Origin of the sequence: Arhodomonas aquaeolei DSM 8974, from assembly GCF_000374645.1 — a bacterium.
Classification (GTDB): Bacteria; Pseudomonadota; Gammaproteobacteria; order Nitrococcales; family Nitrococcaceae; genus Arhodomonas; species Arhodomonas aquaeolei.
Window position 1 is genome coordinate 1 of the sequence record NZ_KB894800.1, and the last position, 25880, is coordinate 25880.

A 25880-nucleotide genomic window follows, 5' to 3' on the forward strand; every position below is an offset into this window, starting at 1 on the left:
CGGGAGCACCTGTGCGGGAGCGCTTCGTCGCGGCCTAACCTTGTCTGTGCAGGCTCTGAGTGCCTCAGGCCTTGGATACCGTTCGGGCTGTATGCGACAAAGATAAAATGGGGAGCAGGGGGCGAATCTACGTCGCAGGCTCTGTCCTGCAGGCCGAAGGTTGGCTACAGCCTCCCTGCTCCCCTCTCTCCCAGGCGTCCCCGGGACCGACACTAAGGGCTACAAACCCTTACCGTCGAAAACACAAGGTTGGCTGCTCCTGGCAGCCAACATCCCGTCCTGCGGCGCTGGCAGCGCCGACTGCCTTGATAGATCAGGGAGGCGCGGGGCGCCCGCCCGATGCGATTCCCCACCGGGACAACGACCCCACCGGCGCATGCCGGGTTACCATCTGTTAAATGGTCAACGGAGCACATCCGAAGGTCTACGCCTTGCGTCTGTCAGACGATACAGCTGCCCTGATTCGCAGGGTCGTCCGGGAAGAAGCCGAACCCAATGCCCGTGTGTTCCTGTTTGGATCACGATTGCGGGACGATCGTCGCGGTGGGGACATCGATCTGCTCGTGGAAAGCGACACCCCGGTCGAGAACCCGGCTTGGCTCGCGGCCGGGATTTCCGGCCGGCTAACCCGGCTCACCGGAGGGCGCGAGGTCGACGTCGTGTTCAGCGCCCCCAATCTGCAGCGCAGCACCATTCATGCCCGGGCGTCGAAGGAAGGGCGACAGCTATGACGACCCGGCCGGACAATATCGAACGCGTTCAATTCCTCGCCAGGGTCGTCCAGCGGGAAAGCCACCACCTTGCAACGACTGACCGCCGCGTGTTCGACAGACCCTTCTCCACGGAGCGGGCACGCGATCTCGACAACGACATCGACGAGGCCTAACGCGTGGAGGCGTTCGTCAGCCGTTTTGCGCACCTGCAGGACACGCTCGGCGACAAACTGCTCCCCGCCTATCTCGCCGCCCTGGGGGAGCGCAAAGGGGCACTCCTGGATAACCTCGACCGCGCCGAGCGACTTGAGCTGGTCCCATCGGCGGACGAATAGTTCCGCCTTCGCAAGCTCCGCAACCAGATGGTGGACGAATACATCGAGGACACCGCCGTACTCGCCAGCGTCCTCCAGACCGGCCACGAATTCGTCTCCACGCTGACGAACACCGCTACCCGCCTGCTCCAGGCACTGGCCGACCGCGGCTGGCTCAGCGATGGGCCTCCTTGACGCTGGGCACGGCGCTGTTGAACCGGATCCCCATGCCCGAGGCACGGACATAGCAGACCACCGCCGGAATCCGGCGGGGCATGGGCCGCTCCGCGACGGCGGAGTAGAGCTGCACCTCCACCTTCAGCCCGGGCCAGAGCATGATCCGCCCGGGGCGCAGGCCGATGCCGGCACGATTCACGTCCCGCGTGCGGTACTCGCCCAGCCGCCTCCCGCGCAGATAGACCGCGACCCGCAGATCGGCCTCCACCCGCCCCAATCGCCGCCGATGCCGCCCCTTCTCACGGGCCATCCGCCCATCCTCCCGATTCGCGCCACCACCCTCTCGCGTTCAGTCAGAAGATAACGAGTAACACGTTATAGGAGGTGGTCCGACCGGCGGTCAGCCGCCGAACGGTGCCAGCGGGGGCACGGGAGGTCACCGGCCTTGCGGGGCATCTTCTGTCGGCTGCCAGGAGCAGCCGACCTACTGGAGATGCCGTGCGGACAGGGGGGCAGCGGCCATAGTAACGGTAGGTCGTGCACGGCCGCCGGCCGTGTGCGACATCGCCGCCGATCCACAACGAGACGTGACATCACAAACGGGCATCTCGGCCGTTGAGGAGGAGACCACCCAGGACGACTGATTACCAATCCCAACGCGGCGGGACGCCGTCACCCGCCGCCGGCGCGCAAGCGCACGCCCCGCAAGCGGTTGAGGGCCGCCATGACCTCGGCGGTGCGGGGGCGGGCGAGGTCGCCGTCGGGGCGTGCCGTGAGCCCGGTCCAGTCCGATTCCAGCAGGCGTGCTACGGCATCCGCCGGTGCGGACAGCCATACCTCATCGGATTCAGCCAGACGGGCCAGGACCCGTGCGACCCCGCGGACCTGGCTCGGATCGACGAGCTGCTCCACCGCGCGCAGGTCGACCTCGTCCTCGCCATAAACGAGCGTATCCACGCCGCGGACCTTGACCCGGGGCTTGCCCTTGCCGGTACGCGGGTCGAGGGAGCGGGGCTGGAGCACCCGCGGGCGCGGCGCGGCGAGGTCGCGCTCGCCCTCCTCCCGGCGCTGCCCGGCGTGCGCCTCGGCGATGCGGTGGGCCTCGGCAGTGACGTCCCGCGGGAGGTAGTCATGCATCTGGATAACGGCATCGGCGTGGGCGAAGTAGTCGCCGGAGCCGCCCATTACCAGCACGGTGGCGACACCGAGGCGGTCGCGCAGCTCCCGGATGCGGTCCACGAAGGGCGTGATCGGCTCGTCGCGCTTGGCCACCAACGCCTGCATGCGCTCGTCGCGGATCATGAAGTTGGTCGCCGACGTATCCTCGTCGACGAGCAGGCTGCCGGCCCCCAGCTCCAGCGCCTCCTGCAGTGCCGCCGCCTGGCTCGTGGAGCCGGAGGCAAGCGCCGTGTCGAAGGCCTCGGTGGACTTGCCGTAGGGGAGATGGTTGATGAACGGCGAGAGGTCCAGCGCATGGACCGCACGTCCGTCCTCGGCACGGATCTTCACCGCCGAGGGCTCGGTAACCACCCGCTCGCGACCATCCCCGGGGACGTGATCGTAGACCCCGAGCTCCAGCGCCCGGAGCAGCGTGGACTTGCCGTGGAAGCCACCACCGACGATCAGGGTGATGCCGGAAGCGATAGCCAGCCCACGCACCGGCCCGGCGTGCGGGGCCTCGAGCGTGACCGCCAGCGCGTCCGGCGCCTCGAAGGCGATCGCCTCCTGCAGCGGACGATCATCCACGCCGGAGCGCCGCGGCAGCACCGCTCCATCGGCGACGAAGGCCACCAGCCCGCGCTCCGCGAGCTGCGAGCGCAGGACCACCTGATCCTCCACGGTGTCGCAGTGCCGGGCCAGCGCCTCATCGTCCCGCTGCCCCGGGCGCAGGGCCTCCACGGCCTCCGGCAGGCGCCGGCAGAGCAGCGTGGCCGCCTGGCGCCCGAGGATCGTCCGTCCCCGCGCCGGCAGGCCCAGGGTGAAGCGCACCTCCACCCCGGTGTCGGTGAACAGCACCGCGGTGCGGTCCAGCACCGTCTGTGCCCCGGCATCGATGGCCATGGCGCACTCGTCGCGGACCGCGCGGCGGAAACAGCGCGCGAGGTAATCCCGCGCGGCCCGCGCCCGCTCGCCGGTCACGCAGTCCCCGGGCAGGCCGGCCAGGTCGTAAGGCAGGATCACGCGCAGCCGCGACGGCGCGGCATACGGATCCGCCTGGACGTGATCGACGACGAGAGTGAAGGCATCGAAGGCATACTCGCCCTCGATATCGCGGTACGCCTTGTAGCCCTTGCCGTCGATGCGCTGGAGCGCGGCCTGGAGCTTCTGCATGAGGATACCTCTTCGCCGAATCTGCAAACGCCGCCCAGCTTGCCACAGCGCCGGCGACTCCAGCAGCCGAGCCAAGGGCACAAGCAGGCCCGCCTCGCTCGGCCACTCCAGGCAACCGATAGGTTGGGTAATGCCCCAGGGTGCAACCGCGTAGGTCGTGCGCCGAAGGCGTGCGACATTCCCCGTTCACCGGCGGGGACGTCGCACACGGCCACCGGCCGTGCACGACCTACCCGCGGTGGCGCCCGTAGGTCGGCCGCTCAAGGCAGCCGACATCTCTGTTCATGCAGTCGCACCGCACCGTGATTCGACCACGCCCACAACCCCTCCACATCACCCCATAATGGCGCCATGACCGCCCCGAACCGAACCATCATGCACGTCGACATGGACGCCTTCTTCGCGTCCGTAGCACTGCGCGGGCGCGGCGTGATAGATCATTCTCGGCCGGGGGGTCACACACGGCTTGGCAGCTGTGCACGCTCTACCTCGTTAAGCGGCTCGGGACCGGCCGAGTTCGGCCGTAGGTAGGCAGCTCCATGCGACCAGCATGGACATTTACGCCGTTGTAATAACAATCAGGTGCTATTGAACCGGTCCGTCTCATGCTTCATCGCCGCTTCCGCGGCTCGTGCCAGAAAACCACTTCGCGTGAGATGGTGAGCGCGGGCGTAGGCGTCAATTCGCTGGACGAGTCCGCCCGGCAGGGAGACATTCAAGCGGACCGGCTGGGTGTTCAGGCGGGAGACGTCCACATCGATGAGCATCCACACACCATCGTGGTATCGCTCATCACCCGCCAACTTCTCCAACGGCGTCGGGGCAGGCAAGGGCATATCCTCGCCCTCACAGTAGACCTCGATGGCCTCCTGGATCGCCTTCGGCAGTTCCTCCCACGTATCGGCCGCGGAGAAACAGCCAGGAAAGTCCGGAATAGTGACCCCGTGAGCCGTGCTGTCGTCCCCGGGGTGCACATAGACAGGATAGAGCATGGTCGGTTACCTCCAGTCCCAGCCGGCCTGCCGATAGATATTCCTCAGCGTACCGGCAGGCAAATCTTTACGCGGATGCGGCACCACCACGTGTCCAGAACGACAAGGATGCTTGAACTTCTGGTGATCTCCCTTACCACCAACCCGCCTCCAACCTTCCTGTTCCAGTCGCGCGATGACATCCTTGCTCTTAATTTGTGTATCTTTACACACTTTAGCTCAACGGATCCACGAAACCACTGCCCACGCCGTTCAACAGCTCCCCGCAGCCGACATGCGCGGTACAGTAGAGAAGAGTGCCGCGAAGGGTGTCGGGCAGGCGCGGCGCGCCTCCCCGACCTACGACAGAAGGCCCCCGCGACAGTAGGTCGGCTGCTCCTGGCAGCCGAGATCCCCGTTCACGCAGTCGCACCGCACCGTGATTCGACCACGCCCACACCCCCTCCACATGACCCCATAATGGCGCCATGACTGCCCCGAACCGAACCATCATGCACGTCGACATGGACGCCTTCTTCGCGTCCGTGGAGCTGCTGCGCCGCCCGGAGCTCGCCGGGCAGCCGGTGGTGGTCGGCGGCCGGGGCGACCCGAACCGCCGCGGGGTCGTCTCCACCGCGACCTACGAGGCCCGGCAGTACGGCATCCACTCCGCGATGCCGCTGCGCCGGGCGCTGGAGCTCTGCCCCCATGCCGTGTTCCTGCCGGTGGACCTCGCCGCCTACCGTACCGCCTCCACGGAGGTCTTCGCCCTGCTGCGCGAGCTCTCCGAGCACATCGAGCCCGTGGGGCTGGACGAGGCCTACCTGGACGTCAGCCACCGTCCGGAACCGCCGCGCGACCTCGGCGCCGAGCTCAAGGCCCGCATCCATTCGCGCACCCGGCTCACCGGCTCCGTCGGCCTTGCCCCGAACCGCCTCCTCGCAAAGATCGCCTCGGATCTGGAGAAACCCGACGGCCTCACCGAGCTGACCCTGGACGACGTCCCCGACCGAGTCTGGCCCCTGCCCGTGCGCACGCTTCACGGCGTCGGCCCGCGCACCGGCGAGAGGCTGGCCGACCTCGGCATAGAGACCATCGGGGACCTCGCCGCCACGCCCGTGGAACGCCTAGCAACCGCCTTCCCCGCCAACCACGCACAGGCCCTATCGGAACGCGCCCACGGCCATGACGAGCGCCCCGTCGCCCCGCGCCGTCAACGCAAGTCGATAGGCCGCGAAACCACCTTCCAGAAGGACTGCCGCTCCAGCGCCCGACTCGCCTGGCTGGCCGAGGAGATGCTTACCGGGCTCGTCCCGCGGCTGACCGAGCGCGGCCTGCGCGCACGGACAGTGACGGTGAAGATCCGCTACCGCGACTTCGTCACCCAGACCCGCTCCCTGTCACTGAACGAGGCCAGCGCCGACCCCGATACCCTCGCCGCCGCCGTGCAGGAATGCCTGCGCCAGCACACCCTCCATCGCGCGGTACGGCTGCTCGGCGTCTCCCTCTCCCAGCTCACCGACACCCCCGAGGGCCCCCAACAGCTCTCCATCATCCAGTGAGCCCGAGCCTCCTCCTCCCGCAAGCCTCCTCCGTACAGCCCCTCTCCCTTCACGGGAGAGGGGTTTGGGGAGAAGGTTTTGGGAATTCGGGGAGAGGGTCTTGCCGAGAGGACCCGTACCGCGAACCGCCCCCGCCCAAAGCCCCCACACCCGACAAACCACCCCGAACCCCCGACAATGTGCCGCTCCACGTCACACCCCGATTGCCAAACATGACAAAATGCGGCAATTGCACACGGATGTGCAGCCTGCCCATACTGCGGCCGTGTCCAAGGCATCGCGCCCGCACGCGCGGCTCTTAGGAACGGACTCAGAACCGTCGGGCGCGCACCGGAGAGGTGGCACGGAACCTGCTAAGTCATTGAGTGACTGGAGGGCAGGACCAGGGCGTGGACCGGGGCAACCCGGTTGGGCACACACGGCCACCCGGACAACTTCAGTACTGTTGAACGCAAATGGAGTTCACCCATGAAGAAGACACAGCAGGGCTTCACGCTCATCGAGCTGATGATCGTGGTCGCGATCATCGGCATCCTCGCCGCCATCGCCATCCCGGCGTATCAGGACTACACCCGGCGCGCTCAGGCCAGTGAGCTGATCTCGGTCGCTGCGCCCGTCAAGACCGCAGTTTCCGAGTTTGCCGTGGTCAACGGCTACCTTCCGAACGCGGGTAGCGTTAACTTTTCTAGCGTAAGCACAGACCTTGTGAGTGGCGTAACCTGGAACGGCGGTTCTATTTCCGTTACAGGCTCCGGTCAGCTGTCAAACCTCACTATCAGCATGGATCCCGCTCTGAATTCCGGCTCCGTGACGTGGGAGTGCAACTCCTCCGGATCGGTCGAGTACGCCCCGAGCAGCTGTCAGTAAACGACGACGCTCAACCGAAGGGTGATATGATGGGGCCAATCGAATTGGCCCCATCTTCTTTTCCGGAAAGGCAATGTCCACCACTCATCCCCGCACGCCGCAACCCATATCTGAATTTCTTTTCGCGTTAGCACTACCCGCTTCTCTTATATTTTCTTTTTATATATTAAAAGCGGGCCTATCCGGAAGCTTCCTGTTTGACGACTTCTCCAATCTGGAACCTTTAGGTAGAGCCCATGGGCTGGTGGACTCGTACCATGAGATAATGTCTTTCCTAACGGGCAACATTTCCGGCCCTACTGGCCGCCCTGTATCCCTACTTACGTTTCTGATTAATCAGTACGGTTGGCCCGGTGACGCCACCTCCTTCCTTTGGACCAACCTGATGCTCCACCTTCTCACTGGAGTTGCTGTCTTTCAATTTACACGTCTCTGCATAAAAAGCGTACGACAAAAAGCCGCCCAAGACAATGAACTCCAAAACAACCTTCTCCCCCTACTGGCGTGCTCTCTTTGGTTGGTTTTACCGCTACAAATATCGACCGTCTTTTATGTCATCCAGCGTATGACGCAACTTTCCGCTCTTTTTACACTCGCGTCGCTTTCGCTCTATATTTCCGGCCGTCACGCTATTGAAAACGACCGCCCAAAGAGAGGCATTGCCTTTCTGGTCGCCTGCCCACTTGCTGCACTCATCGGGTTTTATGCGAAAGAAAATGCGGCCATTGCGCCCATACTCATCGTTATCCTAGAAGCCACGGTTCTTTCATCAAGCGACACATCCACGAAAAACCCCTTAATTAGGCGCCTAGTCGTTTTTTCGTACGGCATCGCGCCAATGGCCATCATACTTTTTTACTTGGCCATAAGCACCGTAAAACATGGCTCCACATGGACGGCAGGATTCGGACGAGTCCTTCTTCAAGGAGAGGTCCTTCTTAACTACATGTACAAAATCATCATACCCCAAAATTCAACCTCTGGATTATTTTACGACAGCTTTATATCAACACCCCCCAGCGCCGAAAACATCATAATTTCCGCAATCGGCTGGGCCACAATTGCAGCTTTAGTCATTATCGCGCTTTGCGCACGCAAACGATTCCCACTGATAGCATTTGGTTTTCTGTTTTTCTTTGCGGGTCATCTTATAGAATCTTCCGGCCTCTCCCTGGACCTCTACTATGAGCACCGAAATTACCTACCTTCTACAGGTCTTATCATCGCCGGCCTTAGAGGCATAAACATTCTATACAACCACAAGAAAAAACTCGCGTTTGCCTTATTTGCCACCCTTTTCGCCACCAACGCGGCACAGGCACACTTACGCGCAAGTTTGTGGGGCAAGCCGCAACTTGCAGCAACCGTTTGGACTATTGAAGCGCCAAAGTCGTCATCTGCTTGGCTTCGCTTATCATTTGTTGCAAACCGCTACAACAATGTCATGACACTTCGATACGCCTTGACACAGTGGCAAAAAAACGCCCCTTCCCTTCTGGCGCCTAGGCTACTTACCCTTCGCCTTAACTGCCCAAGGTCACCGCTTGACCCAGACCGTGTAAAAGCATTAATAACAATGGCCAAACATACCCCGGAGTTCAACGGTCTCAACCAATACCTTGAACCACTTATTCGGCAGGCGGCAAGCGGTGAGTGCGAGGGATTAAGTGTCGAACAGAGTTACTACATAATTAGAGCGCTACTCGACAATCCCAAATTCGGGATATGGCAGAAAAAATATTTATGGACGCTGGCAGGTTACATTCTTGCTAGCAAAGGGATCGGCCACGAGGCCTACAATGCTTTCAAGCAAGCGAACAAGCTAGTCTATGACCCCCGAATGAGGGAAAAACAGGAGTCTGGTCTCCGCATGGCGGGATTCCCTGAATTGGCAAAAGCCCTCGCGTCGGAGAGGTTCAAAAACGACCGCCCCACCCGATTTGGGGAACTACATATTCGCACTCTCATGTCGCATATATTAGACTGGGATACAGCTAGACAATCTGGGTTCCCGGTGCCGCCCGACGATTCACATACTAAACTACAGAACCGCACAGAAAAAACCAAAGAAATACTTCTGCCGGCTGGGCCAGCCAAATGACAAAGAAATCCCAAATCAACTTATAGGACGACCAGGGCAGGCACAATGACCAAGACACCCGCCCCCCAGAACCGCGTTTCGGTTATATTGCCAGCAAAGAACGAAGCAGATTCGGTCGCTTCAGTAATAAATGCCATCCGGACACATCTTTCCGCACATGAAATCCTGGTGGTGGACGACGGCTCAAGTGACGAAACCGGTTCCATAGCAGCAAATGCTGGAGCTCGCGTACTATCACGTCCATACAGCATGGGCAACGGCGCCGCGGTAAAGCTAGGCGCACGTCATGCCGAGGGAGAAATATTCGTTTTTATGGATGCTGACGGTCAGCACGACCCCGCAGACATACAAGTTCTTCTCGACATCATGGAACGTGACGGCATGGACATGGTAATAGGAGCAAGGCGGAGTGCATCCCAAGCGAACATAGGCCGCGGCATGGCTAATGCTTTATACAATCGTCTCGCTACCTATATGACAGGTCATGCAATACCCGACCTAACCTCCGGCTTCCGCGCGGTCCGCGCGGCGCCGTTCCGCAAGTTCCTTTACTTATTGCCTAACGGATTTTCATATCCTACAACAATTACCATGGCGTTTTTCAGGGCCGGCTATACGGTAGAGTATGTTCCGATAACCGCTCGGCCACGGAGCGGCCGCAGCCACATCCGCCCCCTCCGAGACGGTTTGCGTTTCCTTCTCATCATCTTCAAAGTCGCAACGCTTTATTCACCCTTAAAGATATTCGCCCCCACAAGCGGCGGAATTTTCCTGCTAGGCATTGCGTATTATGCATATACGTATATCACTCAGGGGCGCTTTACCAACATGTCGGCACTACTTCTGACCACGGCAATCCTCGCTTTTCTCCTCGGGTTGATATCCGAGCAGATCACGCAACTGATGTACAAGGACACCAACCAAAACAGCATCAATGCTGTGGACGATGGTCACTAAGATCGGCCCAAATCGACCGATCCTCTTGATCACTCAGCCCGGCTGACCGGGAAGGTGACGTGGCTACCGCCAACGGAAAGACCACCGACCTTTTCAGGATATACAAATAAACTAAGGCGACTCAATAGCTTACAAAAATATAACTTTAACGCCCTCGACTCTGGCCAGTCATAATCTGCACAGGATCACTATGACGCTCCCTTCTAGAAAACGCCGGCAGCAAATAAAGAACCTGCTTTCGGTGGGCCGATATAAAATGGAGAAGGCCTTTCGGTACCCCGATCTAGGAGGCGAGAAAATATTCTGCATAGGACGTAACAAGACTGGCACCACTACCATGGCAAAAGCGTTACGGGAACTGGGCTATCGGCTAGCACCGCAACGTTATGCCGAGCTGCTCTCTGATGATTTCTATCTCAAGGGCGAGTTCGGCCCGATTGTCGAATTTTGCAAATACTACAATGCTTTCCAAGATGTGCCGTTCAGTTGGCCAGACACCTACCGCGTACTGGACGAGGCTTTTCCAAATGCCCGTTTTATATTGACGGTGCGTGACTCGGCAGAGCAGTGGTACTGGTCTTTGATTCGTTTCCAGAGCAAACGGTTCGGCAAGCAGGGGAGTGTGCCCACCGAGGCAGATTTGCGGGCCGCTGAATATGTCCGCCCGGGCTTTGTTTATCGAGCCAAGAGCGTTTGGGGCAATCAGGGGGAGAAGCTTTATGATCGCGACTGGCTCATAGAGACCTACCTGGCATTCAATGCCGAGGTAGAGCATCATTTCGCCGGGCGGGAGGGTAAGTTGCTCATCGTCAACGTGAGCGATTCCCAAGATTATCGACGCCTGTGCGACTTCCTTGGCCGTGAGCCGGTTCGGAGTGATTTCCCCTGGGAGAACCGGACGTGACCGAGTCACTTCGCAAGACCTGCGTGCTCCGTTTTGACGTGGACACGGATCTTTGTCTGCGGGAAGGGGGGGAGCCGCTGTGTGCGGTCGCGGAACGGCACGGTGTCGCACTGACGTTCTTCGTCAATCCGGGAAGAGCGATTGATCGTGGGCTATTGGTGCACGAGGCGATCTCACGCAGAGCAGCACATGGCGACATCGAGCGCGCACCGGCATTCGGTTCCGTGAAGAAGCTGGGACTTGGTGAAACCTTGCGTCTATTGGTGATGAATCCCCGTAACCTGCCAGCGCAGGCGGCAATGATACGCCGGATCATCGATGGCGGCCACGAGGTGGGACTGCACGGGGGGCACAATCATGCCACTTGGCAACGCAACGCCGGCGAGTGGAGCCGGGAGCGGATTGCCGCGGAAGTGGCGTGGGGCAAGGCGCGCCTGGAGGCGGCGGCGGGGCGTGCGGTCACTTCGTTCGCCTCGCCGGGGTGGGCATCACCCCCCGCCCTGGCCGATGTCCTCGTCTCGCAGGGGTTTGACGTGATGGCGGATGTCCGCGATAAGGGAGGGGCTCCAGAAAGGCTGTGGACGCCTTCCGGAGAGATTGCCTCCGTGCCCAATACCCTGGCCGGAGAGCCGGGCGGGGTGGGATATCTGGAGAGTCGCAAGGCTGCGGGTCTGACGAACGACACCATACTGGCCGAATTCGATGAACGGCTCTTGGATCGGCGGCCCTACCTGTGTCTGTACGACCATCCATTCTATGCCGGGCGCCACGCTGTCGGGCTGTTCGAGCGAATGGTCGAGCTTATCCTCGAACGAGGCCACGAGGTGGTGACCTGTGCTGAGGCCGGTCGGCGCGCCCTCGCCGGTGCGGAGTCGTCCGATCAGTCGTAGCCCAGTCGCCGGGCGGTGTCCCGGATCGAGGGCAGGATCTCTTCGACGGTGGTGGCGAGTTTCCCGGGCGGCTGGTGCTTGCCCTCGGCATTGACGACCGGCACTCGTCCGGCGAACGTTTCCAGATAGTCCGACCAGGGCAGTTGCAGGAACGCCGCGATCTGCTCGATCGTCTCCCTTGGGCGCGCATTGAGGTTTTCCAGGCGAACGCGCAGGAAGCGCTCGGTTGGCGTGCGGGATTCGAGTCCGAGAATGCCTTCCTGCATTGCGCGCCACTGGAACGCCACGACCTCGGCCAGGGGACGGTCGCGCACTTCCTGCCAGCCTGGCGGCAGCGGGAAGTTCCAGCGGGTGAACGGGTAGTCGGGGATGGCAAGCCCCTGCGGGGGCTCCCAGGTGAAGAACCGGTCGGGGTTGAGCCAGCCGCTCACCATGGAACGCATCGTGTCGGCGGGGTCGCGCACGATATGGATATAGCGGGCATCCGGGAACGCGGTTTCCAGCAGTTCCGGCCAGAGCCCGCTATGGACGCACTTGTCCACCAGCCAGGAGTGCAGGGTGGAGCGCCAGCGCAACGCGCGCGCCATCACCAGAGCACGGTAGCCGGGGCGCAGCACCCAGCGGGAGAGTATCGGGTTCTGCTGTTTCGCGACGACATCGCGGGCGTCCGCCCGTCTCCAGACATCGGCGGGCAGAGCGAGCCTGGCCAGCTGGCGGTGGATCCCGTCGATGTCGCCGGACTGGAGATCTCCTGGCGCCTGCTCGCCGGCCCAGTCGTGTCTCGATGGTTCGGTCAGCGGCTCCCACACGGGCTGTGATTCACGAGCGGTCGACACGAAACCCGGATGTCCGCGCAGGATACGATGCAGCAGGGACGTGCCCGATCGCGGCGCGCCCAGGATCATCACGGGGGCATGAAAGCGGAGATCGTCGGTCATCGGTTGCCGTCCGTCAGTCCTTGAGTCGGCGCAGCGCGTGAAAGGCTTGGCGGCCGGCCGCAAACGCCACCCGGCTTCGCCTCATCGCCGCCAAGGCCGCCTGCAGGCCACCATGCCCCCGCAAGCGAATGTCGCGACTTGCGCGTATGAAACGCTCACGATCCCCGGCGCTCAGAAACTGCAGGGCGTAGTTCAGCCGCACATAGGAAAGACGCTGATCCAGGGCGGCCTCCGGAATCCCTTCCATGTCGCGCAATTTCTCCACGAAGTACAACATTCGTTGCAGCCGTTTCTCGAGTGTCTCGCCCGAGACACGCCGAAACGAGTTTGTGTAGGAGCCCGGCACGTCTCTCCGGTAGACCGACATGGTGTCCGGCAGGTAGAGCACGCCCTTGCGTCCCAAGATCGCTTCGATGAAAAAGTCGCCGACAGGCAGGCCGGGCTCGTTGAAGAACCAGTCTGGCAGATCCTGCGCGGCGTTGGCCCGCATGAGCATTGAAGCGGTCGGCGCAAACTGGTTGTGGCGAGCGATGATGGCTTCCGGCGAAACGACGTGTTCTTCAGGGCCGTGATCGAAGCCTTTCTTCTGCTTGCCCGTGCGCATGGACAGGCGCATGGCTGGATGGACGCACAAGTCCAAACCTCGATTACGTCGCATTGCATGCACTTGTCTTTGTAGTTTTTCAGATGATATCCAGAAATCATCCCCTTCACAGAACGCGATGTACTCACCTCTCGCTATGCTCATGGGGTACTTGCCAACGTTTATTCCTTGTGAGTACTTGTTGATTTTGTGAGAGATCAGCGTTACGCCCGTTGATGGCATCGGGACGTCTCGGATAACTGATGTGGTTCCATCAGATGAGGCATCGTCATTTATTATTGTCTCGAAAGGAAAGTCCGTGACTTGCGAGAATATGTTTTCTAGCGTCTGCTGGATATAAGGAGCATGGTTGTGACACAGGACTACAACGCTGACCAGCGGGTGGCTCACATTGGGACGAATAATGATGGTCTCCGGGTCTGGGTTCATGTTGATCGTCTGTGGTGTCGCTCTTATTTTTCAAATTGCCGATCTGGCAGGCCAGAAAATATTTGTGGTGCATGAGAATATGCGCCGGAAAAGCATCCCGGATTCGTTATGATATCCATGCTTGGTGTGAAGGCGTTATTTATCTATTTCTCACGGAGACCCACGTTTTTTTCAAGCCTGCTTGATGGGTCGCCTCGAGGAAAATCATGCCGTCGAGCGCATGTCGGGATCCGAATACGAAAGGAGTTGATGCCTTGAGACCTTCCTTGTGCCGTTGTATGTCTTCCGCGAGGTCCGAGTAAAGATTCGCGAATGCCTCGATGAAGCCTGATGGATGGCCGGACTTGAAACGGTTGTATCTAGGTTCGGAAGCAACCGCACAGTCTCCGGCGGAACGATCAAGGATCAGGATTCTCCCGTCGCTGTCGCTAATTCGTAATGTCTCCGGGTCCGTTTGCACCCACTCCGCGCCGGCCTGGCTTCCAAATACACGGATGCGTAGACCGTTCCGATAACCCAGCGCTGTTTTCCCCCACCAAGCCTGCATTCGCATTTCGTTTTGATAGCGCGCAAGGCAATAAACATTGTCGATCAAGTCAGGGAATTTTCCATAGCTGGATTGATCCCCAGTCAATTCGATCGGGCGAGTTCCTGATGTAACGAAATCCATCAGATGATGGACATGTACCCCGAGGTCGAGGGAGACCGTGGGAATAACATGATCCTGCCGACGCCAATCTTGAGGATTGACTCCCCTACGAAGGTAGGCCTCTTGGGGCATCTCGATGTGGACCTGCTGAATGTCCCCCAAGCGTCCCTCGCGGATCATGTGTCGTAACTCGCGAACCATCGGGTAGCCGGAGTAATTGAATGTGACAGCAAGGTACCCTTCACTGCGGTCCACTGCGGCCTGGATGCTCCTGCATTCCTCGCTAGTTAGACACAGGGCCTTTTCGCAGATCACGGCATAACCCATTTCCAGCGCCGCGATGACGATTTCGGCATGGATCGGTGTCGGGGTGAGGACCGCGATCGCGTCCACTCGATCCCGCTCCTCGCAAAGCAGTTGCTTCCAGTTCCTGTAGGTTCGGTCAGCGGGGACTCCATATGTAATGGCTGATTGCCGGTTGAGAGCGTCCTTCCGGCTGAAGCAGCCAGCGACAAGATGATAAGTGCCGTCCAGCCGGCTGGCGGTGAAATGTGTGTACCCCACGGCGGAAGTCGTCGCTCCTCCGATGAAGGCGAGACGAAGCGGTGTGGTAGCTGTTTTAGATATGTCTGACATCGTTCAGCTTGTCTGGTCACTGAAATACATCACTGTTTCCGACCAACCTTGTGTGTAGTGGCGCAAACGCACCTGATAGGAAGGGTTCAGTGAGCGGATAAACGCATAAATTTCCCTGAAATCGCTCGCGCGGTGGTATGTAGCAATACTGAGTTGGGGAGAATGTTCGTGGATCAGTCGCTTTGCACCTCGCAACGCTTTGATCTCCCATCCTTCCAGATCCATCTTGATCCAGGTGACCGGTTCCTGAATCGCTTGATCGAGTGTGGTGACGGCGATGCTTGCCCCCCCCTCGTCGCAGACCGAAGAAGCCGGGCCGGCCTCAACGTTGAATCGTAGCGAGCCGACTTCATCAGAAATCGCCGCTTCGACAAAATGAATATTCCGCTCGTTTTTCAACCTTTCCCGGGCTGCAGCCATGTTCGTCGGCGAGGGCTCGAACAGGAAGACCTTGTGATAGTCAGGATGGCGTGCGCAGAACTCCTGTGTCGTGTCACCGTCAAATCCCCCGGCGTCGACAAACACTTGTTCCGCCGTGTCGAGGAATGGTTCGAAATACTGCTCGATGAGCCTGACCGTGTAGGCCTCCATGTATCTGGGGTCGGCTGTCAGCCGATATTGCACGATGTCAAGAAGCGTTTGCCTGGACTCTCCATCTGCCAGGGACTGGAACAGTTCTTCCCATTCGTCGCCGTGCCGCTCCATGTCCTCTCGTTGCTGTTTTATGAACCAAGGCAATGGGAGAGAGCCAGCGGAGTCGACCTTTAAAAGGTCACCAAACGACACTATGTGTCTGATCCCGGCATCGTGCAGGTTCCGACTAACATTGACCGGGCTGATGGAGGTAGAGCAGTTCGCGACCAAGGCATGCTCCGGCACGTATCGTGACGAGACAACCGGAATGCCATGCCAGTACTCTTCCCCTTGGCGGAAATCATCGATCAGACCGTGAATTGTGCATTTCCTGATGAGGTCGAGAGACTGCTCGTTCCGACCGACAACGTAACGTTCGGTCACGTGGGAAGGATTCAGGAACTTCAACGCGATCTCCGGATCGGCGGCCCTATCTGCAAGGGCTTGAGCAGCCAGTTCCATCATACATTGCATTTCAGGTTCCTTTTTTGCCCGCCTCAGTCATTGAAGCGGTAAAGTTTTCGGTCAAGCGTCAGGGAAAACAGGTGATCGAGTTCGTTTGATTCACTCGTTTTGGCAAAGAGGATGCCCATTCGACCAAATGGAGAAGGCGCCACCTTGTCGCCAGCCTCTGCAAGAGGCACGAATCTCTCGGCCTGGAATGGCACATTGAACTGCAACGCATTGAAGACCAGGGGCTCAGTGCTGGACACGGTGTGTCGCATGACATTACTGGGTTCGCCAGGATTAGCTTCAAAGCGATAAGGCAAGCCAAGGAATGGACGAACGTAATTTTCCACGTAATTAAGGCCGGTGGAAGACTCCACCAGCACGCTGTAGAGGTCGCCGGGGCAACGGCGTGTCACTTCGACAATCCATATGCCCCCATCCGACAGGATGAATTGCGTGTGAATGAGCCCATCCTTGAGTTTCAAATGCCCTGCGATCCTGGTTACCACTTCGCGGATTTCATCCAGAGAGGATGGTGGGAATTCCGGCGAGACTCGGCTGGTGTCAACCACGAAGGGATTTGCCGAACCGTGCTCTTCGACCACGGTGTCGTGAGCAATTTCCTGCGCTCGCAGGAAGGCACTGTGACTGTGAAGTTGCCCTTCAATGTATTCTTCGATCAGATAGCTGTTCGATGGGGAGAATTTCTTGGCCAGTTCCTTTGCTTCCAGGAGTTGACTTTCGTCTCCATCGCGCAAAATGGTGATTCCCCGTCCACTGTAGGCGTCGGTGGGCTTGACCATGACTGGTTCGAGCAGGCCATCTTTTTTTTCGATGACTTTTGGTGATGGCAGCCCAGTGGCTGCTGCAAAATCACGGAAAATAGCTTTGTTGGTCAGTGTCTCGGTGGTTTCAGGATCGTCGATTCCCGGATGCCCCTCATCCTCGTTCAAGGCAGCGCAAACCCGGTATGACTGATCATTGCAGCCGGGGACCACGTGCTCGATACCGATATCCCGAATCAGTGAGCGCGTCACTTCTATTTGTGAATAATCCTGACGGATATAATGTTCGACATTCTTGGCCAAGGCATCATCGGGATTGTTTCCCATTACATAAACTTCGTGACCGCGATCCACCAAGTAGTTGTAGATCGGTGTCGAGGAGAAGTTGGTGTCGAGGAGGAGGACCTTGCTCATATCTCGTCTGGATTGAACGCCTGAACCACGGTGTCTTGGTCTTCTTGTCCCAACTCAGAGTACATTGGCAAACAGATCACCCGCTCCGCGGCCTCGTGGGCATTCGGCCACTCGTTCCGATCATTGCCCGGCAGGTTGCGGTACATGGGGAACTCGGGAATCAGCGGGTAGAAGTATCGCCGTCCCCGGATGCCGTGTTCGCGCAACCGAAAATAGAGCTCGTCGCGACTCAAGGGAAAATCGTCCTCGACGAAGATCGGGAAGTAGGCGTGGTTGTGCCGGCGGGCCGTCGATGGGGTATGGCAGCGAATGCCGGGGATGGCTGCCAGCTGCTCGCGGTAGCGAGCATCGATGCGGGCCCGGGCGTGGATGGCGGCGTCGATGTGCTTGAGCTGGGCGAGGCCCACGGCGGCCTGGAACTCGTTCATCTTGGCGTTGATGCCGGCGGCGACGACCGTGGTCTCGTTGGCGAAGCCGAAGTTCTTGAGGTAGTCGATCCGCTGCTTGGCCCTGGCGTCCGGACTGACGATGGCGCCGCCCTCGAAGGTGTTGAACACCTTGGTCGCGTGGAAGCTCAGGATGGAGAGATCACCGTGGCGCAGGATGCTGCCGCCCTCGTCTTCCACGCCGAAGCAGTGGGCGGCATCGTAGATCAGGCGCAGGCCGTAGAGGTCGGCGACATCCTGCAGGCCGTCGACGTCCGCCGGATGGCCGTAGACGTGTACCGGCAGGATGGCACTGGTCTTGGGCGTGATGGCGGCCTCGACCTGCTCGGGGTCGAGATTCAGGGTGACCGGGTCGACATCGACGAACACCGGGGTCAGGTCGTTCCACAGCAGGGCGTTGGCCGTGGCGACGAAGCTGTACGGCGTGGTGATCACCTCCCCGGTCAGCCGCAATGCCTGCATGGCGGTGACCAGGGCCAGCGTGCCGTTGGCGAACAGGGAGATGTGCTCCACGCCCAGGTAGTCGCACAACGCCGCCTCCAGCTGCTCGTGGAAGGGCCCCTTGTTGGTCAGCTGATGCGTGCGCCAGATTTCCTCGAGGTAGGGCATGACCTCCTCGAGCGGAGGCAGTTGCGGGCGCGTGACGAACAGCGGTTCGTCCTGTGCTGGCGCTTTTCGATCCATGTTCGCTGGCCTTACGTTGTCTGCCATCGATTCTACTCCGGCTCGGCTAGTGTAGTGCGTCCCAATTGCTGGCACTTTCAGAGCTCGCCACAAGCGTCAGATCAAGGCGCAGCGCGCCGGCAATGGTCGGTGCCCTTGTCAAGCGCTGCAACGCCGAGTTGGTGCTTGTGGTGGGCTCCCTCCGGGCGAGCCGCTGGCCGGCCATCTGCGGCGTTGCGGTCTCTTGAAAGGGAACCACCCTTCCGGCGAGACCGCGCCTTGCAGCTGGCCGGCCAGCTGCTCGCTGAACGTACCAGCAATTGGGACGCACTACACGAGACTCTGCAGGTAGTCGGCGTACTCGGTGCCACGTACCGTGTGGGCCGCGGCGAGGATGGCCTCCTCGTCCAGCCAGCCGTTGCGCCAGGCGATCTCTTCCAGGCAGGCGATCTTGAAGCCCTGGCGGCGCTCGATGGTTTCCACGAACTGCGCCGCCTCAAGCAGGCTGGCGTGCGTGCCGGTGTCCAGCCAGGCAAAGCCGCGCCCGAGACGCTCGATGTGCAGTTCGCCTTTTTCCAGGTATTGCCGGTTGATGTCGGTGATCTCCAGCTCTCCGCGCGCGGAGGGGCGGATGTCCCGTGCCATGTCGACCACCCGGTTGTCGTAGAAGTACAGCCCGGTGATCGCGTACTGCGAGCGGGGGTGGGCGGGCTTTTCCTCGATGGCTACCACTTTCCCGTTTCTATCGAACTCCGCCACGCCGAAGCGCTCGGGGTCCTTGACCTGGTAGCCGAACAGGGTGGCGCCGTGAGCGCGGCTGTCGGCCTCGGTCAGGCGCGGACTGAACTGCGCGCCGTAGAAGATGTTGTCGCCCAGCACCAGGCACGCCGGGTGGCCGTCGAGGAAGTCGGCACCGATGGTGAATGCCTCGGCCAGACCGTTGGGCTGGGGTTGCGTGGCGTACTCAAGGTGGATGCCGAAGGCGTGGCCGTCGCCCAGCAGTTGCCGATAGGCCGGGGCGTCTTCGGGTGTGGTGATGATCAGTATCTCGCGGATGCCGGCGAGCATGAGCACCGACAGCGGGTAGTAGATCATCGGCTTGTCGTAGATCGGCAGCAGCTGCTTGGAAACCGCCCGCGTGATCGGGGTCAGTCGCGTGCCTCTGCCGCCGGCCATGATGATGCCCTTGCGTTGGGTTGCCGAGTCGTTCATGCGGTGTCCTGTTGGCGGTGCAGCCATTCGGGGTGATCGAGATACCACTGCACGGTGGCCTGGAGCCCGTCTTCCAGTGCATGGGCCGGCTCCCAGCCCAGTTCGCCCTGAATGCGGCGGTTGTCGATGGCATAGCGCCGGTCGTGACCCGGGCGGTCGGTGACGAACCGGATCAGGCGGTCGTACGGACCTTCGGGAGTGGGAGCCATCTCGTCGAGCAGGCCGCACAGCGTTCGGGCAAGATCGATGTTTCGGACCTCGTTGTTTCCCCCGATGTTGTAGCGTCGCCCGGGACGTCCGGCCTGCCACACGCGTTCAATCGCCTTGGCGTGATCCTCCACGAACAGCCAGTCGCGGACGTTCTCTCCCTTGCCGTAGACGGGGATGTCCTTCCCGGCCAGGGCGGTGGCCAGCAGGCGGGGAATGAACTTCTCGGGGAACTGGTACGGGCCGTAGTTGTTCGAGCAATGGGTGACGATGACCGGCAAGCCGTAGGTCCGGTGCCAGGCCAGTGCCAGGTGATCGGAGGCGGCCTTGCTGGCCGAGTAGGGCGAACTCGGGGCATAGGGCGTGGTTTCCGTGAAGGGCGGGTCGTCCGGCCCCAGGTCGCCGAAGACCTCGTCGGTGGAGACGTGAATGAAACGGAACGATGCCCGGTCTTCACGGGAGAGGCCCTCGAAATACCCCCGTGCCGCCTCCAGCAGGCGAAAGGTGCCGTCGACGTTGGTCCGGATGAAGGCCTCCGGGCCGGCGATGGACCGGTCGACGTGCGATTCGGCGGCCAGGTGGATCACGGCCTCGGGGCGATGGGTGGCCAGCAGCTCCTCGATGGATTCCTGGTCGTTGATGTCCAGCTGGAAGAACTGATGGCGAGGGTCGTCCTGCCAGCTTCCCAGGGTGCGTAAGTCGCCGGAATAGGTGAGCTTGTCGACGTTCAGGATATGCCGGTCCGTGGTGTCCAGCAGATGCCGAATCAGGGCCGAGCCGATGAAGCCGGCCCCTCCGGTCACCATGATGCAGGGGGAGAGTTTGCCGGCAGGTGTCATCGTCGGCCTCCCGCCGTTTCGTCGGTCGCGGCCGGAGAGAGCCGTTTCATCAGGTCGTCGACGATGATGCTGGCCGGGTGATGCGGCGGCAACGTGGCGGTCTGCCGGGGTGTGGTGGTATCGACGCCTTCGACCGCCCTGGTGATGCGTTCGGGATCAAAGCGGCTCAAGATCACGTTGTCATCCAGCCCCTCCTGCCGTTCGGTGGCCATGCGCAGCAGGAGGGTGGGAATGCCGAGGTAGGAGAGTTCCTCCTGGTTGCTGCCGCCGTCGCTGATCACCAGTCGCGAGCGGGCGATCAGCTGCATGAAGGGGACGTAGGTCATCCGCGGGCGCAATTCGATGTTCCGGTTCTGCTGGAGCTCCTCGAGCCTGCCCAGTTCGGTGAGGCGCTTCTCGGTGGTGGGGTGGAGGACGAGGATCACCCGCAACCGTTCGGCCAGCCGCCGGATGGTGTCCAGGATGACCCCCATGCGTTCCCGGGAGTAGAGGTTCTCGAACCGGTGCACGGAGATCACGGCGTAGGGAGTGTCATTGTTGTTCCCGGGGGCGGCCGGCTTCTCCAGCGCGGTACGCAGCGCATCGAGGATGGTGTTGGCCCGGGTATCCACGATGGCCGTCCGCCGTTTGTCGAGGTTGCCGCAGGCCCAGCTGCCCGGGCAGTAGGCGATCCTGGCGACTCGTGAGACGAGGATGCGCGTGATTTCCTCGGGGAACGGGTGTCGCCAGTCGAAGGAACGCAACCCGGCCTCGACGTGGGCGACGGTGGTACCGGACAAACGACCGACGAAGGCGGCCAGCAGCGTGGTGAAGGTGTCGCCGTGCGCCAGCACGATGGTATGTCTTCTGGGTTTCGGCGCCCAATTGGCACGCCGGCGCCAAAGTCGCCAGGCGGTCCGCAGCATCCACAGGCCGGCCTGTGCCATGCCTTTGATCTCCGGACCTTCGTAAAGCCGTTCCCGGGGCGTGGAGATGCCGAATTCGTCCAGCAGGTCGTCGACGGTCGCCTGGTGCTGCCCGGTCATCAGCAGCCGGTAGGGAAGGTGGCGACGTTCGAGCTCGGCCAGGAGCGGCGCCATCTTGATGACCTGGGCACGTGTGCCGAGGATGGCGATAAGGCGTGGTTTTTCCGTTGGATGGACTGGCATCGATCCCTGCACTCCGGCCCGCGGTGAAGGGCCTTGTTCCGGGCGATAGCGTACCATGGCGCCAGAGTCCCGGCCGCCGTGGGTCGGGCCGTTGAGAGGGAGGCGAAGGCAGCGTGTCGGGCAACAAGGAACATGGCGACACAAGGCGGTCCATTCCATGGCGTGGTGATGGCTTGGCGGCGCAACTGCTTCGGGGCGGTGCCGGGGGGCTGCTGGCACGGGTGTCGGAAGTGCTGCTGGGCCTTCTGGTGGTCGTACTGCTTGCCCGCCTGTTGGGACCGGCGGGCTATGGGGTTTATGCGTTTGTCTTCGCGTTGACCGCTGTTGTCTCCGTGCCGGTGCGGTTGGGTCTTCCTCCATTGGTGGTGCGCGAGACGGCTCGGGGCCAGCGGGACGGTGACTGGGGGGCGGTACAGGGGATCTGGCGCTGGTCCAGTGGCGCGGTGCTGGTGCTGTCCCTGCTTGTCGCATGCATCGGGCTGTTCGGGCTTTGGGCGGGCTGGGCCCGGGGGGAGTCACTGCGAGAAACATTGCCATGGGGGCTCGCGCTGATACCGGTAATGGCGCTCGGTGCCATTCGGTCAGCCAGCCTGCGAGGTTTGCGCCACGTGGTAGCGGGCGTATTTCCGGAGCAGGTTCTGCGCCCCGCGCTTATGGCGGGGTTGTTGTTGGTGGTGGTGATACTGCCGGATGTGGGACTTTCACCCGCTGGGGCGATGGCGCTCATGTGCGGCGCGTCCCTGGTGGCGTTCCTCGTCGGAGCCATGTTGTTGAGGCGGTATCGTCCGCCGCCATTGCGACAGGCCAAACCGGTCTATCGCCAGCGAGAGTGGTTCAAATCGTCCTGGCCGATGGCCTTTACTCAGGGTACCGAGCAGTTCATGCGACATGCCGATGTGCTCATGCTGGGGATGCTTGCGGCCACGGTGGATGTCGGGGTCTACCGTGTCGCGGCACAAGGCGCTTTGATCGTTCCGCTCGCATTGTTTGCACTCAACATGACCGCGGCTCCATTTGTTGCCCGGCTCCACTCGGAGGGCGAGCAGGCGAAGTTACAGAAGCTCATGAATCGTCTGGCTCAGGCAGCGTTGGCCTTCGCGCTGGCCGTGACGCTCGTGTTTATCGTGTTCGGTGACTGGTTGCTGCACACGTTTTTCGGTACGGAATACCTCTCTGCCTGGCTGCCATTGCTGATTCTTGCGCTGGGGCAAGTGGCCAGTGCCGGATTTGGCGCCACTAGCATGCTGCTCAACATGGCCGGCCATGAGCGCGAAGTAACTCGGGTCTTGGCGGTAGCTGCCGGGCTTAACGTGGTGCTCAATCTCCTGTTGATCCCATCGTTCAGCGTGATCGGCGCGGCCATCGCTACCAGCGGGAGCCTGGTTTTCTGGAATGTCTGGCTGTGGCTGATAGTGAAATCACGCCTCAGCATTCGAAGCTCGGCGATCTAACTATCAAACGCTGACGCAAAACGGCCCTCTCTACCCCTGCCCCTGACGCAGACGGGCAATCAGCGCGCCAAGAATTTCCAGCGTCACAGCTGGAAATACGGCCCATAAGCCAGTTAGAGCCCCCATCCGCCGGCATTTCAGAGGCTGGCACCATTCGTGCTTATTCGGAGGCTGCGACCGTACCGAAAAATACGATATCAGAACGCTCAGGGGTAATTATGCGACGAGTACAGGATGGGTTCACCCTCATCGAACTCATGATCGTAGTAGCGATCATCGGCATCCTGGCTGCAATCGCGGTTGGCGGTTACATCGACTATACAGGCCGGGCGCAGGTGGCGGATACGCTCACCGTCACTGATGGCTTACGTAAGTCGTTGACCGAGTACTACAGCAACAAGGGTTCCTTCGCCAACGTTGCGAGTGACACGGGAATCACGAACTCGGCCGACCAGTTGAGCGGCACCTATTTCGGGACGAACAGCGTGACCGTGACCAGTAGCGGCACGATGGAGGTCGCTATCGACAGCGGGGTACACCAGGGGCAGACCTTCACCATGGTGCCCAAAACGGCTTCGGACGGCCGGCTGGTCGGATGGCGCTGCGGCGGGCTGGGCGCTCAGTACCTGCCGTCGTCCTGTCGCTAGGGGTCCCAGGCCGGCAGATTCAGACAGCGGAGCGCATCGCCACGGTATCCCGGCCCGCCTCTTTGGCGGCGTAGACGGCACGGTCCGCGACATCGATGAGACGATGAATATCACCGGCGGACTCGGCCTCTGCCGCGGTCAGTCCCAGGCTCAGCGTCACGGGGATGGCGGGCCCTTCCGACTGCCGCGCCATGATAGGACTCGCTGCGGTGGTCCGCCGCAGCCGCTCGGCAATCTCGGCAGCGGACTGCTCATCGGTATCGGGCAGCAGTGCCGCGAACTCCTCGCCACCGAAGCGGCAGAGCAGGTCCGTCTCGCGCAGGCCGCCGGCGATGCGCCGGGCCAGGTGGCGCAGCACCAGGTCGCCCACGATATGCCCGTGGGTGTCGTTGATCTGCTTGAAGTGGTCGACGTCGACAAACAGCAGGGCGACGTCACTTCCGCGCCGACGCGAACGACTCAGCACATCCTCGCCCGCCTCGATTAACGCCCGCCGGTTGGGGAGTCCTGTCAGCTCGTCGGTTCGCGCGAGCCGATGGAGGGCGAGCTCGGCCTCGTCGAGGCGCTCGATCAGGGCGAACTGCATGCCGGTGATAGGCGGGGTGAGCACCACCGGGACGATAATGGCGATGATGTAGCCGAGGAACGGGTCCTCGATGCCATCGAGTGTCATGGCGACCGCCGTTATGGCGAGTGACACCACGGTGGATACAAGCGTGAAGAGCGCGACCGCGCGCACGGAACCGAGCCGGCGGACGATCCGGCGCTGCCACTCATAGGATGCCCGGCCCCCCTTCTCCATCGAACCACTATAACCGAGTGGGCTGCCGACCTCAGCCGGTAACGAGCATGGCAAGGCCGCCGGCCAGGGGGGCGAGCATCACGCTCACGAGCCAACGGCGCCACACGAACGCCCAGCCCATCATCGGCAGCTCGAAGGTGAGGACGCGGTGCAGCGCGAGCACGGACCAGGCGGTGAGCATGGCCACCATCTGCGGCACGCCCACCCCGGCATGGGAGAGCACGAGCACCAGCGGGAACGACACGGACGGTCCACCGGGCAGCGCACCGCCGAGCACGGAGGCCAGGAGCACCCCCGGCAGCCCGGAGGAGGAGCCGAGCATTCGGGCGAACCATTCGGGCGGGATCAGCTCGGCGACAAAGCTCGCCGCCACGATGGCGACGGGCAGGCGAAGCAGCAACGGCCGGAGCTGGTGGAACCCGAGTCGCCAGACGGCGCGGTGCTCAACCCCGGGGTGACGGTGCGCGGCGACGGCCGTGGCCGCGAGCAGGACGGCGACGGTGAGGTAGGCGACGCCCACGTACTCAGTCCCCTCGCGTCGGGCGCGTCAGCGCCATGACGGCGGCACCGGCGATCAGCGGCAGGGGCAGCGAGACCAGCAGCCGCACCGCCGCAAAGTCGGCGCCGAAGAACGGGATCTCCCAGACCAGCACCCGCTGCAATCCGAGCACGGACCAGGCGGTTAGGTAGGCCACGCACACGGGCAGTGACGCCCCGACCCCGCGCAGCCCCACGACCAGCGGAAACGCCGAAAAGGGCCCGCCGGGGGTCACCGCGCCAGCGAGCGTCGCGAGCAGCAGGCCGCGGACGCCGCTCCCCGCCCCCAGCCAGCGTTCGGCCAGGCCCATCGGCAGCATCTGCTGGATATAGGCGGCCAGCATCACCGCGAACAGCACCAGAGGCAGAACCATCAGCAGCAGGCCCGCGGCGTGCCCGAATGCGGCGCGGACGGCCGCGTCGCCCCTGGTCCACCACACCGCCGTGCCGGCGCTGACAGCGAGGACACTGAAGAACAGGGTGACTCGGTCCACGAGCAGGCCGTGGCCACGGGATCGTGCCATTCGCAGGCTCATCGTTCAGAGGTGAACCGAAAAGGATGCGGTATCGCCGCATGTCTGGCAACCAGTGAGGATGTCGCAC

28 protein-coding genes are annotated in these 25880 nt (G+C 61.6%); 12 read left to right on the forward strand and 16 right to left on the reverse strand.

Annotated features, from left to right (window positions below; genetic code table 11):
* Positions 1-398: 398 nt before the first annotated feature.
* Genes C516_RS18005 through C516_RS21475 form a run of 4 tightly spaced genes read left to right on the forward strand, consistent with a single transcriptional unit; the run spans position 399 to position 1222 of the window.
* A complete protein-coding gene (locus C516_RS18005; protein WP_084594004.1) occupies positions 399-731 on the forward strand; it encodes a nucleotidyltransferase domain-containing protein in 333 nt (110 codons plus the stop codon).
* Positions 728-886: a hypothetical protein gene (locus C516_RS21465; RefSeq protein WP_018716288.1), complete on the forward strand. Its 159-nt coding sequence runs from the start codon at positions 728-730 to the stop codon at positions 884-886. Before C516_RS18005 ends, C516_RS21465 begins: the two co-directional genes overlap by 4 nt.
* A gap of 3 nt (positions 887-889) precedes the next feature.
* Positions 890-1048 (forward strand): hypothetical protein, encoded by a 159-nt coding sequence (locus C516_RS21470; protein WP_018716289.1) that lies wholly within the window; start codon positions 890-892, stop codon positions 1046-1048.
* 27 nt (positions 1049-1075) lie between these two features.
* On the forward strand, positions 1076-1222 hold the full coding sequence (locus C516_RS21475) for a hypothetical protein (protein ID WP_018716290.1): 147 nt from the start codon (positions 1076-1078) through the stop codon (positions 1220-1222).
* Here the strand turns inward: C516_RS21475 and C516_RS0100020 are convergent.
* The 4 genes from C516_RS0100020 to C516_RS20700 form a co-directional block, all read right to left on the reverse strand.
* A complete protein-coding gene (locus C516_RS0100020; protein ID WP_018716291.1) occupies positions 1203-1514 on the reverse strand; it encodes a hypothetical protein in 312 nt (103 codons plus the stop codon). The two genes, C516_RS21475 and C516_RS0100020, sit on opposite strands and share 20 nt — an antisense overlap.
* A gap of 362 nt (positions 1515-1876) precedes the next feature.
* On the reverse strand, positions 1877-3535 hold the full coding sequence (locus tag C516_RS0100025) for an ABC-ATPase domain-containing protein (protein ID WP_018716292.1): 1659 nt from the start codon (positions 3533-3535) through the stop codon (positions 1877-1879).
* A gap of 578 nt (positions 3536-4113) precedes the next feature.
* Positions 4114-4527, reverse strand: coding sequence for a type II toxin-antitoxin system HicB family antitoxin (locus C516_RS0100030; RefSeq protein ID WP_018716293.1), 414 nt, complete (start codon positions 4525-4527; stop codon positions 4114-4116).
* A 6-nt stretch (positions 4528-4533) separates the two neighbouring features.
* A complete protein-coding gene (locus C516_RS20700) occupies positions 4534-4740 on the reverse strand; it encodes a type II toxin-antitoxin system HicA family toxin (protein WP_018716294.1) in 207 nt (68 codons plus the stop codon).
* Positions 4741-4994: 254 nt separating this feature from the next.
* On the opposite strand from C516_RS20700, the gene dinB reads away from it, so the two are divergent.
* The 6 genes from dinB to C516_RS0100055 all read left to right on the forward strand — a co-directional run bounded on the left by dinB (position 4995) and on the right by C516_RS0100055 (position 11787).
* The gene (gene dinB / locus C516_RS18015) at positions 4995-6068 is read left to right on the forward strand and encodes a DNA polymerase IV (protein ID WP_040409072.1); all 1074 of its coding nucleotides are present in this window, start codon (positions 4995-4997) and stop codon (positions 6066-6068) included.
* Positions 6069-6536: 468 nt separating this feature from the next.
* Complete coding sequence (locus C516_RS21600) at positions 6537-6935, forward strand: pilin (RefSeq protein WP_018716296.1); 399 nt, start codon at positions 6537-6539, stop codon at positions 6933-6935.
* A gap of 73 nt (positions 6936-7008) precedes the next feature.
* The gene (locus tag C516_RS20950) at positions 7009-9036 is read left to right on the forward strand and encodes a hypothetical protein (protein ID WP_156831076.1); all 2028 of its coding nucleotides are present in this window, start codon (positions 7009-7011) and stop codon (positions 9034-9036) included.
* 45 nt (positions 9037-9081) lie between these two features.
* Positions 9082-9993 (forward strand): glycosyltransferase family 2 protein, encoded by a 912-nt coding sequence (locus C516_RS18020; protein ID WP_084594005.1) that lies wholly within the window; start codon positions 9082-9084, stop codon positions 9991-9993.
* Positions 9994-10249: 256 nt separating this feature from the next.
* Positions 10250-10897, forward strand: a complete 648-nt coding sequence (locus tag C516_RS20955) for a sulfotransferase (protein WP_156831077.1) — start codon at positions 10250-10252, stop codon at positions 10895-10897.
* Positions 10894-11787 carry a polysaccharide deacetylase family protein gene (locus C516_RS0100055; RefSeq protein WP_169509114.1) on the forward strand — a complete coding sequence of 298 codons (894 nt, stop codon included), beginning with the start codon at positions 10894-10896 and terminating at the stop codon, positions 11785-11787. The genes C516_RS20955 and C516_RS0100055 overlap by 4 nt, the downstream gene beginning before the upstream one ends.
* On the opposite strand, the gene C516_RS0100060 is transcribed toward C516_RS0100055, so the two are convergent.
* The 9 genes from C516_RS0100060 to C516_RS0100100 form a co-directional block, all read right to left on the reverse strand.
* A complete protein-coding gene (locus C516_RS0100060; protein WP_018716299.1) occupies positions 11778-12725 on the reverse strand; it encodes a sulfotransferase family protein in 948 nt (315 codons plus the stop codon). The genes C516_RS0100055 and C516_RS0100060 overlap by 10 nt on opposite strands.
* A gap of 13 nt (positions 12726-12738) precedes the next feature.
* Complete coding sequence (locus C516_RS20705) at positions 12739-13758, reverse strand: glycosyltransferase family 2 protein (protein WP_084594006.1); 1020 nt, start codon at positions 13756-13758, stop codon at positions 12739-12741.
* 139 nt (positions 13759-13897) lie between these two features.
* Positions 13898-15043, reverse strand: coding sequence for a Gfo/Idh/MocA family protein (locus tag C516_RS20710; protein WP_084594007.1), 1146 nt, complete (start codon positions 15041-15043; stop codon positions 13898-13900).
* Positions 15044-15046: 3 nt separating this feature from the next.
* Positions 15047-16141 carry an FkbM family methyltransferase gene (locus C516_RS0100075; RefSeq protein WP_211210547.1) on the reverse strand — a complete coding sequence of 365 codons (1095 nt, stop codon included), beginning with the start codon at positions 16139-16141 and terminating at the stop codon, positions 15047-15049.
* Positions 16142-16173: 32 nt separating this feature from the next.
* A complete protein-coding gene (locus C516_RS20715; protein ID WP_084594008.1) occupies positions 16174-17325 on the reverse strand; it encodes an ATP-grasp domain-containing protein in 1152 nt (383 codons plus the stop codon).
* A complete protein-coding gene (locus C516_RS0100085) occupies positions 17322-18455 on the reverse strand; it encodes a DegT/DnrJ/EryC1/StrS family aminotransferase (RefSeq protein WP_026320826.1) in 1134 nt (377 codons plus the stop codon). Before C516_RS0100085 ends, C516_RS20715 begins: the two co-directional genes overlap by 4 nt.
* 309 nt (positions 18456-18764) lie before the next feature.
* Positions 18765-19646 carry a glucose-1-phosphate thymidylyltransferase RfbA gene (gene rfbA / locus C516_RS0100090; RefSeq protein ID WP_018716305.1) on the reverse strand — a complete coding sequence of 294 codons (882 nt, stop codon included), beginning with the start codon at positions 19644-19646 and terminating at the stop codon, positions 18765-18767.
* Positions 19643-20692, reverse strand: a complete 1050-nt coding sequence (gene rfbB, locus C516_RS0100095; RefSeq protein WP_018716306.1) for a dTDP-glucose 4,6-dehydratase — start codon at positions 20690-20692, stop codon at positions 19643-19645. Before rfbB ends, rfbA begins: the two co-directional genes overlap by 4 nt.
* Positions 20689-21897, reverse strand: a complete 1209-nt coding sequence (locus tag C516_RS0100100; RefSeq protein ID WP_245558711.1) for a UDP-N-acetylglucosamine 2-epimerase — start codon at positions 21895-21897, stop codon at positions 20689-20691. The genes rfbB and C516_RS0100100 overlap by 4 nt, the downstream gene beginning before the upstream one ends.
* Before the next feature lie 56 nt (positions 21898-21953).
* On the opposite strand from C516_RS0100100, the gene C516_RS0100105 reads away from it, so the two are divergent.
* Together C516_RS0100105 and C516_RS21350 are read left to right on the forward strand one after the other, a co-directional pair.
* Complete coding sequence (locus tag C516_RS0100105; protein WP_245558713.1) at positions 21954-23291, forward strand: flippase; 1338 nt, start codon at positions 21954-21956, stop codon at positions 23289-23291.
* A 218-nt stretch (positions 23292-23509) separates the two neighbouring features.
* A complete protein-coding gene (locus C516_RS21350; protein ID WP_018716309.1) occupies positions 23510-23938 on the forward strand; it encodes a pilin in 429 nt (142 codons plus the stop codon).
* A gap of 19 nt (positions 23939-23957) precedes the next feature.
* On the opposite strand, the gene C516_RS18025 is transcribed toward C516_RS21350, so the two are convergent.
* Genes C516_RS18025 through C516_RS0100125 form a run of 3 tightly spaced genes read right to left on the reverse strand, consistent with a single transcriptional unit; the run spans position 23958 to position 25801 of the window.
* The gene (locus C516_RS18025) at positions 23958-24740 is read right to left on the reverse strand and encodes a GGDEF domain-containing protein (protein WP_018716310.1); all 783 of its coding nucleotides are present in this window, start codon (positions 24738-24740) and stop codon (positions 23958-23960) included.
* 31 nt (positions 24741-24771) lie between these two features.
* Positions 24772-25260, reverse strand: coding sequence for a hypothetical protein (locus C516_RS0100120; RefSeq protein WP_018716311.1), 489 nt, complete (start codon positions 25258-25260; stop codon positions 24772-24774).
* A 4-nt stretch (positions 25261-25264) separates the two neighbouring features.
* Positions 25265-25801 carry a hypothetical protein gene (locus tag C516_RS0100125; protein ID WP_018716312.1) on the reverse strand — a complete coding sequence of 179 codons (537 nt, stop codon included), beginning with the start codon at positions 25799-25801 and terminating at the stop codon, positions 25265-25267.
* Positions 25802-25880 lie beyond the last annotated feature (79 nt).